The organism is Clostridium sp. 1001283B150210_160208_E6, assembly GCF_015669365.1.
Lineage (GTDB): Bacteria > Bacillota > Clostridia > Clostridiales > Clostridiaceae > Clostridium > Clostridium paraputrificum.
The window spans coordinates 1-16,061 of sequence record NZ_JADPAA010000010.1 but is presented as its reverse complement, the minus strand read 5'-3'; the positions used below and the strand labels follow the sequence as shown (position 1 = coordinate 16,061).

Annotated in this window: 19 protein-coding genes; 18 read left to right on the top strand and 1 reads right to left on the bottom strand. The window is 25.2% G+C overall.

What is annotated here, in order from left to right:
* Nucleotides 1-307: 307 nt before the first annotated feature.
* Complete coding sequence (locus I4V16_RS11235; RefSeq protein ID WP_195966720.1) at nt 308-631, top strand: hypothetical protein; 324 nt, start codon at nt 308-310, stop codon at nt 629-631.
* Nucleotides 632-1,738: 1,107 nt separating this feature from the next.
* On the opposite strand, the gene I4V16_RS11230 is transcribed toward I4V16_RS11235, so the two are convergent.
* Nucleotides 1,739-2,128: a hypothetical protein gene (locus I4V16_RS11230; protein ID WP_195966719.1), complete on the bottom strand. Its 390-nt coding sequence runs from the start codon at nt 2,126-2,128 to the stop codon at nt 1,739-1,741.
* Nucleotides 2,129-2,493: 365 nt separating this feature from the next.
* Between I4V16_RS11230 and I4V16_RS11225 the strand changes: the two genes are divergently transcribed.
* From I4V16_RS11225 to I4V16_RS11145, 17 genes are all read left to right on the top strand, one after another.
* Nucleotides 2,494-2,727, top strand: coding sequence for a hypothetical protein (locus I4V16_RS11225; protein ID WP_195966718.1), 234 nt, complete (start codon nt 2,494-2,496; stop codon nt 2,725-2,727).
* A 121-nt stretch (nt 2,728-2,848) separates the two neighbouring features.
* The gene (locus I4V16_RS11220) at nt 2,849-3,343 is read left to right on the top strand and encodes a hypothetical protein (protein ID WP_195966717.1); all 495 of its coding nucleotides are present in this window, start codon (nt 2,849-2,851) and stop codon (nt 3,341-3,343) included.
* A 21-nt stretch (nt 3,344-3,364) separates the two neighbouring features.
* A complete protein-coding gene (locus tag I4V16_RS11215; RefSeq protein WP_195966716.1) occupies nt 3,365-3,682 on the top strand; it encodes a hypothetical protein in 318 nt (105 codons plus the stop codon).
* Nucleotides 3,683-4,165: 483 nt separating this feature from the next.
* Nucleotides 4,166-4,741 (top strand): hypothetical protein, encoded by a 576-nt coding sequence (locus tag I4V16_RS11210; protein ID WP_195966715.1) that lies wholly within the window; start codon nt 4,166-4,168, stop codon nt 4,739-4,741.
* A gap of 576 nt (nt 4,742-5,317) precedes the next feature.
* On the top strand, nt 5,318-5,518 hold the full coding sequence (locus tag I4V16_RS11205; RefSeq protein ID WP_195966714.1) for a hypothetical protein: 201 nt from the start codon (nt 5,318-5,320) through the stop codon (nt 5,516-5,518).
* A gap of 147 nt (nt 5,519-5,665) precedes the next feature.
* The gene (locus tag I4V16_RS11200; RefSeq protein WP_195966713.1) at nt 5,666-7,528 is read left to right on the top strand and encodes an LPD29 domain-containing protein; all 1,863 of its coding nucleotides are present in this window, start codon (nt 5,666-5,668) and stop codon (nt 7,526-7,528) included.
* Nucleotides 7,529-7,609: 81 nt separating this feature from the next.
* Nucleotides 7,610-8,479, top strand: coding sequence for a hypothetical protein (locus I4V16_RS11195; RefSeq protein ID WP_195966712.1), 870 nt, complete (start codon nt 7,610-7,612; stop codon nt 8,477-8,479).
* A 13-nt stretch (nt 8,480-8,492) separates the two neighbouring features.
* Nucleotides 8,493-11,357 carry a helicase-related protein gene (locus I4V16_RS11190; RefSeq protein WP_207745429.1) on the top strand — a complete coding sequence of 955 codons (2,865 nt, stop codon included), beginning with the start codon at nt 8,493-8,495 and terminating at the stop codon, nt 11,355-11,357.
* A gap of 161 nt (nt 11,358-11,518) precedes the next feature.
* Complete coding sequence (locus I4V16_RS11185) at nt 11,519-11,758, top strand: hypothetical protein (protein WP_195966711.1); 240 nt, start codon at nt 11,519-11,521, stop codon at nt 11,756-11,758.
* Between the two features lie 268 nt (nt 11,759-12,026).
* On the top strand, nt 12,027-12,419 hold the full coding sequence (locus I4V16_RS11180) for a hypothetical protein (protein WP_195966710.1): 393 nt from the start codon (nt 12,027-12,029) through the stop codon (nt 12,417-12,419).
* Nucleotides 12,420-12,421: 2 nt separating this feature from the next.
* The gene (locus I4V16_RS11175) at nt 12,422-12,724 is read left to right on the top strand and encodes a hypothetical protein (protein WP_195966709.1); all 303 of its coding nucleotides are present in this window, start codon (nt 12,422-12,424) and stop codon (nt 12,722-12,724) included.
* Nucleotides 12,725-12,762: 38 nt separating this feature from the next.
* Nucleotides 12,763-12,984 carry a hypothetical protein gene (locus I4V16_RS11170; RefSeq protein ID WP_195966708.1) on the top strand — a complete coding sequence of 74 codons (222 nt, stop codon included), beginning with the start codon at nt 12,763-12,765 and terminating at the stop codon, nt 12,982-12,984.
* Nucleotides 12,985-13,038: 54 nt separating this feature from the next.
* The gene (locus I4V16_RS11165; protein WP_195966707.1) at nt 13,039-13,491 is read left to right on the top strand and encodes a hypothetical protein; all 453 of its coding nucleotides are present in this window, start codon (nt 13,039-13,041) and stop codon (nt 13,489-13,491) included.
* A gap of 27 nt (nt 13,492-13,518) precedes the next feature.
* The gene (locus I4V16_RS11160) at nt 13,519-13,746 is read left to right on the top strand and encodes a DUF5348 domain-containing protein (protein ID WP_195966706.1); all 228 of its coding nucleotides are present in this window, start codon (nt 13,519-13,521) and stop codon (nt 13,744-13,746) included.
* A 190-nt stretch (nt 13,747-13,936) separates the two neighbouring features.
* Nucleotides 13,937-14,266 carry a hypothetical protein gene (locus tag I4V16_RS11155; RefSeq protein WP_195966705.1) on the top strand — a complete coding sequence of 110 codons (330 nt, stop codon included), beginning with the start codon at nt 13,937-13,939 and terminating at the stop codon, nt 14,264-14,266.
* Between the two features lie 8 nt (nt 14,267-14,274).
* Nucleotides 14,275-14,484 (top strand): hypothetical protein, encoded by a 210-nt coding sequence (locus I4V16_RS11150; protein ID WP_195966704.1) that lies wholly within the window; start codon nt 14,275-14,277, stop codon nt 14,482-14,484.
* A gap of 114 nt (nt 14,485-14,598) precedes the next feature.
* Entirely contained in the window at nt 14,599-15,555 is a 957-nt protein-coding gene (locus tag I4V16_RS11145; protein WP_195966703.1) for a tyrosine-type recombinase/integrase, read from the top strand.
* Nucleotides 15,556-16,061 lie beyond the last annotated feature (506 nt).

Below are 16,061 nucleotides of genomic sequence, written 5' to 3'. Positions count from 1 at the left end.
CATAGAGTATTAGGTTAGATTTTATATCTAGCCTTTTTTATTTGTATGTTTTTAGATTAAGTTTTCTAATGTTGGAGTGATATACTATAAAGTATCTATAAATAAGATGGTTATAAGGTTTAAATAAATCAATAAGAAATAAGATAGGGAGCGTAAGTGGAGTGGAGAAATAAGAAATACGCCCTACGGACAAGCATGATTTTAATTTTGTGGCTTCCCAAATATATAAAAATTATTCATGGAAGTTAATAACAATTTAGATATGATGCATATAATGTATTAGGATTAATTATAAGTAGGAGACTGTATGAATTATCAATTTTTTAGAAGTTTAAATGACGTTGAAAAGGAAATTACTGAGAGAGGATTGAGTAAATCAAAGAAGCAAATAGTTGAAATGGCTAAACCATATTATAATATTACTATTAATAATAATGGTACTAGTTTTACATTTTTGAATATTAATTTAGATATGCTAGTTAAATTAAATGCAGATTATGTTGTTAAGATGTTTTTGATAAATGATTGGTATGAATATGGAATTTATGATAAAGTGATGTTTGATGAATTTAACTTTTTAGTTACAGCTCTTAGTAAAAGCAAAATAACTCTTACTGCAATTTATGAATAGGATTTATATTTTTAGGTTACTAGATACTTAAATGGTATTTAGTAACCTTTTATTTTTATTCTTTTAAGGTATTGAATACTATATATATAAATTTATTTATTTTAGTGTACGATTGCGTGTTATCGTAGATTTATATAATTTAAGGCTTAAATTAGCCCTAGAATGGCTTTGTAAGTGGTTTAGAGGGTGTTTATATAGCTTTGAAATTGAAGTCGTTATAGGAGCGATTAGAGGGTATATACGTTGTGTTCGATGGAAAGCTAGTGTTTTCAATGGTTTGACGTGGTTTAATATGGTGGTTTTTGGTGTTAGCTGGTATGGTGGAGAGCAAGAGAATGTAGTGATAGTGAGGGTTTGACGATTGCGAGTACGATAAAAATAAGGTAGTTTTGATGAATTTATTAAGATTGTATTTTATATTGTACTGTGTTGATAGAACAGTTATGCCCCTTTTTCTTACTCCAAAACTACCAAAAGATGTAAATATACCCCCACTACCTGCCCTTAAGAATGGCTTAAATACTAACTTTAGCAGACTATAATTATAGTTATATACTGCTAATTATGAAAATAGATGAAAACAATAGTAATTATTATTAAATATAAAATATATGTACTAAATGCTCTGTATTGGCTTATTTACTATAGTGTCAAGTATTTTTCCTTGACAGATAATTCTCGAATTTAAGGAGTTTTGCTTTATGAAACACTTACATTACACTATCTACATACTAGCACAATAACACATAGTTATCAAAACTACATAAATAACATAAATATAAACATTAATAATCTTAATAAACTACACAATAAAAATAAATAATATTAAACATATATTAAATATAATCAACGATATTATCCATATATACACATCAACCAACCCTTACAATAGATCCAACCAATACCAACAAATAAAATAATAATAAAACATACCACCAATACCAATGCACTCTATAAACTCCATACAGGCTATCTAAGCATACTTACATTCAATCCAATAAACTACAATAACATCTTACAACCTTATCACAGGCTTAATATAACGCTTATAATAAACAATAATAACACACAAATAAAAAAGAGTAGTAATTAAACTACTCTAAAATATTATTCTACATATTGTAAGAACTCTTTATATTTATCTTCTAATCCCATATATTTTATAAAGCTATTCATTCTTTTATTATCTGCATTTAGTAAACGTATCTGTGATTCTTGATCTGAGTTATAGTTGGTATCAAACAAATTCAAAGCATCAGATCCATTATAGTTTTTATTTCTATCTATAATACCAATACTATGTAATTCATCTTTTAATCTTAGTTCATAAGCTTTAATAATCATTTCATGTATAGACTTAACTTCAATTTGTTGTGGTATATCATCACCAACATATCTTTCTACAATGAACTTAATACTATTATTAAAAGTATCATCACTGTGGTTATTAGAATTTAATTTCATTCTTACAACTGCATCATTAACATTATTTATCATTTCTCAACACTCCTTAAATATATATTTAATTTTTGTCTATAATTTATTCTAACATATAATTCTAATAAACACAATAGTATATTTAATTTATGTTTATATAATTTTATACATATATAATGAAGTAATAATAATATATCAACTCTAAACCTAGCTACAACCATCCTAACACACTACACACGCCTTACTAATCTAATTCTAATAAACTTATACACCTAACAATTAAACATCTTACAGGCTCTAATAAGACTATTTAAAAGCTATATAAATAAATCTAAAAATAAATAAACAAATATTAAATAAATCGGTAAACATTTATAAACTTCTTGCATATAATATACTATAACAACAAACAAGGGAGTACAACAATGAAACAAGAATCTATATTAAACTACTTTAAAAGTGAAGGATCTTTTTATGAATTTGCATTATTAGAAACAAGTGGAGAAGCTAGAATGAATCTATTAAACATCTATAAGGCACATTATATAAATCCTAACATGGCTAAGGAATGGTATACTAACATAAAAACACAGATAACCAATACAGAAGCTATAGAGGAGTTAGAAAACATATATAATAACATGATAGCAGAAGACTAAGAGGAGATTATATATCTTCTCTTTTTTTTACAATAAATGATAACGTAAATTAAATATAACTATTTACAATTATAACCACTAGTTATATAATAGAATCATAAACCATTTAGGAGGTATTTTTATGTATAATAAAAAAGAAGTTAATTGCTTACTTAATAAGATTAAAAGCGGATCTCTAAGTAATAAACAAGCATTAAAAGTTAAAAGTAATATACTAGATGCAATAAGCAATAATGAAGCTAATACAGGAGACAGTAAGGTACTGGCAACTATAAACAATTACTTAGAATCTTTTAATAATTACATAAAAGAAAGTATTAATAAAGAACAGAAGGAAGAATATCTATTATATATTAAACTATTAAAAACTAACGAATATAAATTAACAACAGTAAAGAATAATAAGATAAGAGCTATAAAAGAATCTAGAATGAATTATTTAAAAGATAGATTAAATATATTGGCAGATGAATATAAAATAAGTAATACAGATAGATACTCCTTGAAGTTTTATGGTATGCTAACAGGAGAAGTAGAAGATATCAAGGGTATAATATCTATAGAGGATTTAAATAGAAGTTGGGAAAATAAAATAAGACATAATTATGGATGTTAATATAAAGGAGAGAATTTATAAATGGATTATAATAACTTATTTAAAGATCTAAATACATTTACATTTAAGCATGACATGACTAGAGGTAAAAAGATATGGATATCAATATTTAAAAACTTCACAGATGATGAAGATACGACAAAATGTATAAATGGATTTATAGAACTGAATGTAATAGATAATACTGGTAAGGTTAATTTTATTAACTACAGGAATCCCAAAGACAATTTTATTGAAGTAAGTAAAGAGATAGAAAATAATTTAATAAAGTATTCTAGAGACTATGCAGATAAAAATGGATATACAGATAAAGTGTTAAACAGATATAAGGGTAAGTAAATCTTACTCTTTTTCTTTTATCAACAGATATTAAATAAATTTGACACAGCAACTGAAAAAGTCTAAAATAATAATTAGGTAAATTATACCTAAAAACTTATAAGGAAGTGATGTTATGCTGTAAATAATAAATCTATTTACATTTTGCACTAATAAATAATAGGAGGGATTATTATAAGCATTCTAAAGCAAAAACAAACAATAAAGGAAGTATTAAAAGAATATACAGAAGAAAAACAACTAATAGATGAGATATCCAACAAGATAATAATTAAACAAGCTGAATTTACAGTTAAGGAGAAAGAAGATAATAAGAAAGGTTTAGAAGTTAGAAAGAATATAACTAATTTTGAAAAAACACTTATACACAATTTTGGGAATTTCTTTTTTAATTTTTATACTAATATTCCTGATAAACTAGAAAGACAATATAAATTTAGATTTATCTATATATGTACCTTTCTAACATTTGAAGATAACAGATTGAAGATAAAAAGAAATAATACGTTTGAAGCGATGCAGGAACAGCAATTAAAAGATTACCTAAAGTTATCTGAAAGAGAATATTATAAAACTAAAAAGGCTTTAATGGAATATAATTTACTACAATACAATGACAAATACATAACAGTTAACAATAAAATAAGTTTAGTTGGTGGAGTTAATAATAAAGCTAAACAAGATTATACGAGAATATTTAAAAATAGTATATATGAATTATATAATAAATCTACAGCTAGAGAACATAAAAGATTAGGTTTATTTATAGATTTATTGCCTTACATACATTTTAAATATAATATAATATGTAAAAATCCTACCTGTGAACATATGCAAGACATAGAACCAATAACATTAAAAGAGTTAGCAATACTATTAAATTATAAAAATTCATCTGAATTAAAAACACAATTATTAAATATATTTGTAGCAGGAGAAAAGACAATGTTATTAGTAGAAGATTTCAATAAAAGATTTTTTATAGTTAATCCACGAATATATTTTAAAGGTAGCAGAACTGAACACCTTACATATTTAATTAACCTGTTTAAGATATAAGAACTTCGCAAACTTTGCTCGTTCTAAATTGTATATAAAAAGATTAATTACGTGTGCGTTCCTTACACTCCATTAACTTTTTAAATCCAATTTTAAATTATTTTTCTTTGTTTTTTTACTTATTAACTACTAATTAATATAATTATAATGGCAAGCTAAATACTTATGGTAATACTAATATGTAACTTTTTAAAACTTTGGCTATATTACTAGCTTACGGGATTTTTTTACTGCACAGAATCTATAAAAAAGGGCGATTTACTGCACAGAATCTATCTATATAGTATACAAGAGTATAAGAGAGTAAATTGAAGTAACAAGAAGATATTTTGTTCAGATAAAGTGTCACAATAAACATATATTTAAATAAATTAAATATAGCCATATATAAAATCCTTTAATCTTTTACTTATTTTTCCTTAGAATAAGAGTTCTAAAGGCTTTAAAAAGCTTCTTTTATTTTGTCGAACGAAGTAATAACAAATATTAAATATAAGTGTTGATTTTTATGTACAATAGGAATATACTAGTATTAACAGATAGGAAAACCTATTACATATTAAAGGAGTGTTGGAAATGGAAGGAATTTATGTATTAACAGTAAATGATGAAATTAACGAAGATGTGTATGACTTATACTTCTCAACTTTAGATAAGGCAGAAAACTTTATAAAGAATAATTTTAGTAATTTAAGAAAGGTAACAAGAGAACATTACGAAAATGATGATATGATATGTGTTATAGAATGCATGGGAATTGATCAAGAAAGATTATAAGAACTTAAAAGGGTTATTTTATAACAAATATTAAATAAAAGTTTGAAATAACCCTTGCAATTATCTTTGAAAGGTGTATAATAGAATTAACAACAGAAATTAAATATAAGGTTAAGCTTTATCCTTAAAAGCTTGGAGGATTTAAAAATGTGTAAAATGATGTTAAACGAGAAATTAAACGGCGTAGAACTTTATTTTGACGGGAAGCCATCAACAGAAGTGTTAACAGATCTTAAAGCTAATGGCTATAGATGGAACGGTAAAAAAATATGTTGGTACGCTAAACAAAACAACAAAACTTTAGAAATTGCTAAAACTTACAGTAATTCAGATATAAAAATCAACAGTAAACAAATTAAAAATAATAAAAAAGAGATTTTAGATATATTTAAACTTACCCAAAGTATGGTATCTAAAAATGATAATATAGGAAGATATGACTTAAAGGCAATAGCTAAAGAAACAAGAACAGTATTAAGAAGATTATTTAAAATGGTTAAATTTTCAGTAAGGATTAATAATCAATCAATTTATTGTCATGTTGTTTCAAGCCCATTTGCAGAAGGTAGTGAAATTTTAAAATCTATTTGTGAATATGCTACAAATTACATACAACAATATAATGAATGTATTTGTTATGACCCATATGGTGATTATGGCTCAAGTTATAACTTTTATGATGGAAGATTCACAGTTTCATATGATTATATTCAAACCGAAGAAAGTGAAGAATCAAAAGTTATAGAGGAATTATTTTTAATTAAATTACATGAAGCTGAAGAAATAGAAAAGATTAAAAAAGAAGAAGAATATAAAAAGCTTGAAAAACAAAAGGAAATAGAACATCAAGAGTATTTAAAAAGAGTTGAGAGAGAAAAACAACAAGAGACTGAAATTGTTAACCATGTGGAAGTAAAAGAAATAAAAGAACATGACAGTTATTATATAACTAATTGTCAATTTGCAAATTTAAATAAAAACAATACTCTTGATGAGTATAAAGAAGAAGTAAACAAAGGCGACTATACTTATGAAAAAGTTAAAATAGAAAGAGAATTACATTTTACAGATGAAAAAATTCTTTCTTACTTTGAGAATATGTTTTTACATGATTTTGATTTTTTAGAGGGTACTGGAGGAAGTGAGATTGATGACAATTCAATAAATAGCATGGAAGATTATCATAATATGAGCATCAGTGAACAGGAGCAAGTTAAGTGGAATCTATTAGGTGTTGCAGTATATTTAAACGGGGTATTACAATTTGTTATAGATACACAGGGTTATAGTTATGCTAGATATGTAGGGTTAGTTGATGGTGTTGAGGTTGGAAAAAACCTTGACACTAAGAAAAAATTAACCGATGAACAAATCGAAGAATATACAACTCAAGCAATATTTATAGAAAATTTATCAAATGAAGTGATTGAAGAAAATAATATTACTAATACATGGAATAATAACGACTGGAATATTTATAAAAAAGCTATTAAGGAAAAATTATCTTATTATATGATAAAACCACACAAAGAGTATATAAGATTTATTAGCGAGAAAAATTTACAACTTAAACAAGCAATGTATAAACTTATTTCAGAGTGTGACAGCATACAAGAACAATTTATAAACGCCAATATTCAACCACTAGAAAAAATTACTATATTCAAAATTTCAGAATGGGGACTTGGATTAAGTCAGCAAAAAGGTATATATAAAGGTTATGAGTGTAAGGATTATGCACAATATAAAGACAATGTAAATCTAATATTTAGACCTTTTAACAAGCGTAGTGATTGTAAGATTGCGTTGTATGATAAGGTATTAATATGCAAAGGTTGGATAGATATTAATGATTCAGTATTATATGATGTAGAAAAAAGTGGTAACATGATTACTAAAAAATCTAAATATAGTATGTGCGATAATAGACAACTTGAAGAAGTTTTAAATATATTAGAAAAAAATAATATCAAACCAATTATTAACACTTATAAACCTATATTTGACTAAGAAAAAATACACAAAAGAAAAAAATATTAATAAACAAAAGATAAATAAATTATGATTATTAGTTAAAGGAGAGTTAAGGGAATGGAAAATTTAAACATTATAAATTTATTTGATAATATAAAGGTTGAAAATGATAAGAGATTGAGCCAAGAAGATAATTTAAAGATGGATAAATATAGAAAAATTTTATCTGATATGAGAGAAAAATTTAATCTATATTTAGATTTTTATAAAAATAATCCAATATTAAATATGGATTACAAGGAAAATTTAAAAGTAATAGATGGCGTAGATTCTTACCAAGGTTTAGAGCATGAGTTTGTAGAAAAAATTATATTTAGAGAAATAAATAACATAATTTCAAGGGTTTATTATTATTTTAGAAACAAATACAACGTTACTCTTGAAACTATGTATCATGATAAGGATTATTATGAAGGTAGACCAACCAAAATGGAAGAAAATTTTAATTGGTATATGAACGTATCTATAGACGATTTAATCGACGATATATTTATACAATTAGGAAATGTTACTTTTGAGGAGAAATCATTAAATGAGTGTAAGGAAGAAGTGTTAAAACATGTTACAGGATATAAGGCAGACAGGGTAATAGTTAAGAATGGAAAAATTTCTTTAAAGGATTTTGTTTATTATTCTTATTGGGGCAAAGACTATGGAGAATATAGAATTGAGGGGGAATCAAAAACAGGATTAGAAAGTATATTTAAGTTGTTAACTTATTATAAAAGAAATGAACTAATAAATGACTATGAGGATATTATGGAGAAAGTTGGTTCATATAGAAATACTTATATAGGTGAATATGAAATAGGAGACGAGCTTTTAAAATCATTTAAAACATTTAAGAATGGGAAAATTGAATTTAAATTTAATAATGGCTTAGATGCTTTAAACTTTGCAAAAAAATATTTAAATTATCAAGAGTAAAGGAAAAAATATTATGAAGTATAAATATTATAGTCAAATAATTCCACAAGAAAAAAGAGAAGATATTAATAGTAAAATTTTATATTGTATAGATAATAAACTATGCGAAAAATCGGGTCTAAATAATGAGGTAATTTATAATAGTTATACTGGAGTTGGGGGATTACATTCCCTTAACTTCAAGGATTTTAACTCTTTTTACAGTTATACAGAAGCAAAAAAAGAGATAGAACAAGGACAATTTTTTACAAATCATAATGAGGGTGAATATTTAATAGACTTATTAGGAATAAAAAATAATGAATTAGTTTTAGATTTAACGTGTGGTAGTGGTAATTTATTTAACTTTTGTCCTAATGAAAAAAATTGTTATGGGAATGAGCTTGATATTAAATCTTATAAGGTAGCGAAAAATTTATATGGTGATGCTGTTATAACTCATGGAGATATGAGAAATTATAATCCTAAAATGTTATTTGATATAGTAATAGGGAATCCACCTTTTAATCTTAAATTAACATATAAAGGTGAAGAAAAATTAAGTCAATTAGTTTATATAGAAAAGTCTTTTGAACTACTAAAGACAGGTGGATTAATAGCTTTAATAGTGCCTTATAGTTTCTTAAATGATGAGTTTAGTAATAAGAGTGATATTGATTATATGAATAAAAATTTCAACTTTATAGGGCAAATAGAACTAAATAAAAACGCTTTTAAATATCTAGGGGTAGAAAATTTTAAAACTAAGATAATATTATTCAGTAAAAAAAGTGAGTTTATAACTAATAATTCTTTTGATAATGTTTTTATACAGGGTTCAGCAGAAGAAATTTATAATCGTTTTATTAAGCCAGTTAGAGAACAAAAAGAAAAAAATAGGTCAAAAATAAGACTAGAAAACATGAAAAATTATAGTGATGCTGATAAAATTTTTGATGATAAAGTAAGAAAATTATTGTTTGACATAAAACAAAATAAAAAAATTAATCATTTATATAACGAGTGTAATGGTTATTATCAGTTATATTATAATCAAATTCAACCTAAAAATATTTCAAATGAAGAGTGGAATAATATAAAAATAACAAAAGAAAAAGTTATACATAAATTAAAATCAACTTTAAGCAATCAATATGAAAAAATTGTTATAAAAAGTGAAAATAAAATCAAGACTATACAAAGAAAGAAAAAATTATATGATAATCAATCAATACCTTTTGACAATATGGAAGTTGATAATAATATAGATATATGGTTGAAAAATTTAACTTTAACAAATAAATTTACTGATGAAAAAATTAAACTAAATAAAGAGCAATTAGTAATTACTAATAAGATGTTACAGAAAAAATATGGTTATATTCAGAGTTCACAAGGAACAGGAAAAACAATAATGTCAATAGCTTACTCATTGTATAGAAAAAATCATACCAATGTAAAAAATACACTTGTTATAGCTCCTAGTATAGCTATAAATGGGACATGGATAGAAACACTAGAAGGGTTTGATATTCCTTATATAACAATAAAGAGTATATCAGATATAGAAAAAATTAAACAAGGAGATTTTTTACTAATAACCTTTAATATGATTTGTAAATTACATAAACACATTAAAAAATTTACTAATAAAATAAGTCATAAATATACTTTAATAGTTGACGAAGCTGACAGTATTTGTAATTTAAATTCAAAAAGAACTAAGGCAACTTTAAGTGTAGGCAAAAAGGCTAAATACAAATTATTATTAAGTGGAACTATGACAAGGAATAATATTGTAGAATCTTACACTCAATTCAATTTATTATATGGTTCAACTTATAACTTTATTAATGAATGTAATTATGTAATGGAGGAAGATAAGGACAGTAAAGAGTTGATAGAAAAAACTAATTGCTATTCAAATAAACCATTTCCTGAATATAAAAAGGGGTTAGAATTATTTAAAAAATCATTCAATCCACAAAAAATTACTGTTTTTGGAGTAGGAAAAAATACACAAGACATTTACAATGCTGATGAACTAAAGAGAATTATTGATAAGACTATCATTACAAGGAGTTTTGAGGATGTAGTAGGGAAGAAAATTTATAGTATTAATCAGCATCTTGTTAAGTTTAATGATAGTGAGAAAAATTTATACTATAGAGCTATTAAAGAATTTTATAGCATGAAGTATTTATTTACAAGTACAGGTAATCCACGTAAGGATAGAATGTTAGAAATAATACAACAAATAAACCTATTATTAAACATATGTAAACACCCTCAAACCTTTAGAGAGTACTCTAGTATAGAAGTACCTAGTAAATATAAAAAGGTATTAGAGTTAGTGAATGAATGGAATAATGAATATGTTGCTATAGGTTGCAGAAGTTTAAAAGAAATTACTTGTTATAATAATCTATTGAAAAAATTAGATAGAAAAATTTATATAATAACAGGCTCAACGCCAATGAAAGAAAGGAATAGTATTATTAATCAATTAAAAGAAAGTAAAAACGGAATATTATTAAGCACTCAACAAAGTTTATCTAGCAGTATATCAATTAACTTTGTGAATAAAGTTATCTGTACGGCTTTAAGTTGGAACTGGAGTACATTAAGTCAATATTTCTTTAGGTTTATTAGATATAATAGTACAGAGTTTAAAGAGGTGCATTTTATAACTTATTCAAATAGCCTAGAGAGTAATTTATTATCATTGATAGTAAGTAAAGAAAATATAAATAGATTTATGAAAAATGATGAATCGGACAACACAGATATTGAAGAAGAATTAGGAATAGATTTTGACTTGGTATCAATGCTATTAAGCAAAGAGAAAGACGAAGAAGGAAGGACATATATAAATTGGGGAAATCAAAATATATGTTAGTATTAGGAGGGTAGATAAACAAATTTACCCTCTTTTATAAATTAACGATAAAATGCATATTTTAATAACAAATATTAAATAAATGATTGACTTATTCTGAAATAAGAGTATAATAGTAAATATAGACAACGTATATTAAATATATAAGGAGATAGAGAAAAATGATTGAAGGAAAAAGAATTGAACTTACACCAAGCGAAAAACAAGGGTTACTACTTTACATTAAAGGGTTGTTAGCAGATACTGGCTACTACGAGGAAGACACAGAGGAAAGTCTTGCAGACGGCTTAGAAAAAAGATTAGTAGATACAGAAGTGCTAGAGGACTTTATAGATAGTGAGGAACAGAGTTATTTTAAATTCATGCAGAATTACATACAGGACTTGATTGTAAGTCAATAATGAAAGGGTGAGAGAAGATGATAGGTTGTATTATATGGACAATAAGCGTATTAGTAGGGATTGTTGGAGGTTATTTTCTATTAACAAGGGTAGATAATAAGATCAATTTTACAGGAAAAATAATTAATATGAAATAGTATAAAATTAATAACAAAAATTAAATATAAGTATTGATTATTTATGGTATATCATTTATAATTATAAGTGTAAAGAGTATTAAAGATAATTTAATAAAAACAAATATTAAATAAAAGGGAGAATGAGAAAGATGAGTAAAAAGTTTATAGGGTTATTGCTTGTAGGTGGATTAATAATAAGTGGATCAATGGCAATGGGTAGAGAAGTTAAAGCAGAATCACCAAAAGAAAATTTTGCTTTAAGTGAAAATACAGTACAAGAAACAAGACTTGTAAAAATTAGTAAAATAGACGATAATGTAACTATGATGACAGATGTAGTTGGCAATGAGTTTGAAGTTGAAACAACTAGCGATTACAGCATCGGAGATACATGGTTTATAAATATCACTAGAGATGGTATAAAGGAAGTTTACAGAAAAGATAATCTAGACAGCAGTTCAGAAATGGAACATAGAGCGAGGGCAAAGAGAATCCAAGACAATAAAAACAAAGAATATTTAACAATGTTTGTGGAGGAATAACAATGATAGGGATAGTTAAAAATAGAACCAAACAAAAGCGTGTCATTACTAAAACTGGTAGATTAACAAGTGAACAAATGGAAAGCATTTTCAAGGAAGATAGTAATGTTATTAGATGTATGGAGGAATTGACCAAGAAAAATTTAGACAATTATATTATTGGATACAGTTCATTTTGTTATAAAAATTGTAAGATAGGCGAAGTATATAAAGAAGAATCTGAAGAAAATGGTACTACTTACTATCTAATTACAGAAATAATATCTTCTAATATGTTTTACTGTTATAGTATTTATTCAAGATAAAATATTGAATTTAAGAAAAAGGAAGGGAGTATAAAAAAATGAAATATGCATATATGTTGAAGTTTATCCAAAATCAGATAAGTGTAGATCTAAACCAATCAATTATAGATGACATTAATAATGAATTATTAGAACTTAAGAATGGAGATTGTGCTGAAGTTGAAATAGATGGATTAACGTTCTTAATTGATAAAAACTTAAAAAATAAGAGCGATAATAATTTATTAACAGCTGGTTATATTATAAGTAGAGTAGAGTAGAAAAAATATAAGTAAATAGAATCATAATTTTAAAATAAATGGAGGTAAATTGTAATGAAATTTGAAAGAGAAATATTAAGAATTCATAGTGATAAAGAGTCAGTAGAAAAAATAATCACTTTTATCAAAGCGTATGAGGAAAAGATTAATAAACAGTTAGACGATTTTACATCAAATGATCTTGAAGAAATGTTAAAGGGTTCTAGTATTCATACAGTTGTAAGAGTAGAAAATTTTATAAAAACATACTTTGATATGTATGAAAGTTTTTTAAATAAAAGAGGTTTAGAAAAGGTGAATAATGATATAGAAGATATAATAAAAGGAATTGAAAATCAAAAAGAAAAAGATAGCAGTAAAATATTGATTGAATTAGTCAAGTGGCTAGAGAATGAAAAATGTGTAATCGAAGAAAAAGAATCAGAGAAAGAACGTGTATGGAAATCAAGTAGAAATATTATTATAGATAAAACCATAGCTAAAATAGTTGAATTAACATTTAAATAGAATCTTAGTTTTAAGGCGAGGTAAAAAATGAAAGAAGGAAAATTATCGTATAACTATGAAAATGATAGATATGGAATTATTAATAGTTCAGATCTTTGGGATAACGAGGGGTTACATTGCGGAGAAAGTTTTCGTGTTCTTCTTAACGATGAATGGATAGCTGACAGAATAGAAATGGACAGAAGTGGTACATGGTATTTAGTTAATACTAAACTAGAAGGTAATAAATTAGAAGGATTAAAGATAAAATATTAATAGAAAAATTTAGGTTTAAGTAGTAAAATACTTACCTGCTGTTTATAATCTTTCAGTAAAAAAGATGTTATCAAAACGAATATTAAATATAATTGACATACACATATAAAATTAAAAGCACATATCAGCAATAAGGTATAACTAGAATCTAGCCTTGCACATAGAAAAAATTATGAGAGGAGAAAAAACAATGAGTCCATCAGTAAAATTAATGAAGGAAAGGATTAATAACCAAAAGAGAAAAAATGCTATTAAGCAACAATCTAATATAGTCCCTGTAGAGCTATACGAGGGCGTAGAAGCTATGGTAAGAACTAACAATAAAAGAGTGCGTTACAATGATTTAAAGGCTTATTTAAGCGATATGTTCAACACTGGAAGTAATTATAATCCACCAAAAGGATCTATTATAAAATTAACAGATTATTGCGATGTGGATTTTGATTTATTATTCGAGGATAATATAATAGTAAATAAGAACAATGCTGTAATAGAAGAAAAAATATTCGCACTGGTATAGGAGGGAGTATGCAGAAGCTAAATAGACTTAAAGAAAAATTGCTTTTAAACTTAGATTCATTAATAGCAGAAAAAACCGAACATGAAAAAATACTATCAGAGGAAAAATTATCACTGGAAGAAATACGAACAGAAAAAGACTATGTAAATATTCTAACAGGGAAAATACTAGAGTTAAACGATATAATAAAAATAATAGATATAGAGTTATATGGCTAGAAAAATCTAGTCATATTTTTTACTTTATTTTTTTGTAAATTCACTTGCATTTTCATAATTAACAGCTTATAATAAAAGTAGATAACAAATATTAAATATAAGGTGGTAAGAAAAATGTGTAAGGTTATTGAAAATTTTGAAAATATGATGAATGAAAAATATAGAGGTGTAGATGCTAATTATAGAGAGAACACAATTAAGGGTTATAGAACAGATATTAAAATGTTTGTGGAATATCTAGTTGCAGGAGATCCTACAGCAGATAAGGAAAAATTAATACTTAATGTCAGTAAAAAGGATGCTAAAGAATATGTAAAATCATTAGAAAAAAATAAACCATCTACAATTAACAGAAAAATATCTGCTCTTATGAAGTTCTATGATTACATAGTAGATATAGAAGAATTGATGAATAGAAATCCTTTTACTAAAGAATTAAAAATATCTAAAATAGTGGTTGATAAATATAAAGAGCCAAAAGAAATTTTAACATTAAAAGAATGTAGGGATTTAATTGAAGCAACAAGAAAAAGACAGTTTGATGATAGAAATTTCTCTTTCAATTCATGCAGAGATAGGTTGCTATTGGGGATATATATAACCAATGGAACTAGATGTAAAGAGCTTATAGATGCAACTATGAATGATTTAGAAAAAATAGATAAGGGGTATGTAATTAATATTTCTGAAGGGAATGTAAAAAATAAAATAAATAAAAGGTTAATTATCACTGGTGAGGTAGAAAAATACCTTGATGATTATTTATTATCTAGAGAAATTAACAATATAAATACAGAAAAAATATTTACTAGTTATAATGGTGGTAATCTTACAAATGGTAATATAAATGATAGAATAAAAAAATATATGAAGATTGCAAATATAGAAAAAAAGATAACAGTACACTGCTTTAGAGATACTTGCACTAGTATATTGAGACTAAAAAAAATAAGTGACAGTATAATAACTCTTGTTTTAGGTTGGAAAGATGGATCTATGTTAAATCTATATAGTACACAGGATATAAAAATTTATGACGATATGAAAGCTGAAGCGTGTAATTTCTTATAAGGGGTAAAATTACCCCCTTTATTTTTTACAATGCTTACACCCACATGAAAGGAGTTTTAAAGGGCAAATCTCTAATCCTCTTGCTATTCGTTCTATAGTTTCTAGTCGTGGACTTTTATCTCTAGATATATTATCCCTTTCTAAATAAGAAATATAACTTTGACTAACTCCACTTCGTAACGATAATTCTTCTTGTGTGAGTCTTTTTTGTAATCTTATTGTTTTCAAATTGATATTAAACATTTATCCTCCGTTACTTGGTTTTTTATTAATTATATGTCGTTTTATGCAATGTTTGCACTAGTAAATTGAGGAAAAATGTTGAATTATATGGTATTTTATTTCTGTTAGAAATATATAAATGTTTTCAACAGAGTTATAATAAAATTAATGAGAAAAATATATTGTAATTTATATTTATAGAGTTATAATATAAATATAAATAGGGGAACAGGTGTTCTAACTACAACGATAGAATAATTTGACATTAGATTTAATTTGTGCTA

Excerpts from the sequence above, each read along its gene's own strand:
- I4V16_RS11235 (WP_195966720.1), top strand. The coding sequence starts at position 308 with ATGAATTATCAATTTTTTAGAAGTTTAAATGACGTTGAAAAGGAAATT.
- I4V16_RS11160 (WP_195966706.1), top strand. The coding sequence starts at position 13,519 with ATGAAAGAAGGAAAATTATCGTATAACTATGAAAATGATAGATATGGA.
- I4V16_RS11155 (WP_195966705.1), top strand. The coding sequence starts at position 13,937 with ATGAGTCCATCAGTAAAATTAATGAAGGAAAGGATTAATAACCAAAAG.
- I4V16_RS11220 (WP_195966717.1), top strand. The coding sequence starts at position 2,849 with ATGTATAATAAAAAAGAAGTTAATTGCTTACTTAATAAGATTAAAAGC.
- I4V16_RS11225 (WP_195966718.1), top strand. The coding sequence starts at position 2,494 with ATGAAACAAGAATCTATATTAAACTACTTTAAAAGTGAAGGATCTTTT.
- I4V16_RS11205 (WP_195966714.1), top strand. The coding sequence starts at position 5,318 with ATGGAAGGAATTTATGTATTAACAGTAAATGATGAAATTAACGAAGAT.
- I4V16_RS11190 (WP_207745429.1), top strand. The coding sequence starts at position 8,493 with ATGAAGTATAAATATTATAGTCAAATAATTCCACAAGAAAAAAGAGAA.
- I4V16_RS11165 (WP_195966707.1), top strand. The coding sequence starts at position 13,039 with ATGAAATTTGAAAGAGAAATATTAAGAATTCATAGTGATAAAGAGTCA.
- I4V16_RS11175 (WP_195966709.1), top strand. The coding sequence starts at position 12,422 with ATGATAGGGATAGTTAAAAATAGAACCAAACAAAAGCGTGTCATTACT.
- I4V16_RS11185 (WP_195966711.1), top strand. The coding sequence starts at position 11,519 with ATGATTGAAGGAAAAAGAATTGAACTTACACCAAGCGAAAAACAAGGG.
- I4V16_RS11145 (WP_195966703.1), top strand. The coding sequence starts at position 14,599 with ATGTGTAAGGTTATTGAAAATTTTGAAAATATGATGAATGAAAAATAT.
- I4V16_RS11180 (WP_195966710.1), top strand. The coding sequence starts at position 12,027 with ATGAGTAAAAAGTTTATAGGGTTATTGCTTGTAGGTGGATTAATAATA.
- I4V16_RS11200 (WP_195966713.1), top strand. The coding sequence starts at position 5,666 with ATGTGTAAAATGATGTTAAACGAGAAATTAAACGGCGTAGAACTTTAT.
- I4V16_RS11150 (WP_195966704.1), top strand. The coding sequence starts at position 14,275 with ATGCAGAAGCTAAATAGACTTAAAGAAAAATTGCTTTTAAACTTAGAT.
- I4V16_RS11230 (WP_195966719.1), bottom strand. The coding sequence starts at position 2,128 with ATGATAAATAATGTTAATGATGCAGTTGTAAGAATGAAATTAAATTCT.
- I4V16_RS11215 (WP_195966716.1), top strand. The coding sequence starts at position 3,365 with ATGGATTATAATAACTTATTTAAAGATCTAAATACATTTACATTTAAG.
- I4V16_RS11170 (WP_195966708.1), top strand. The coding sequence starts at position 12,763 with ATGAAATATGCATATATGTTGAAGTTTATCCAAAATCAGATAAGTGTA.
- I4V16_RS11195 (WP_195966712.1), top strand. The coding sequence starts at position 7,610 with ATGGAAAATTTAAACATTATAAATTTATTTGATAATATAAAGGTTGAA.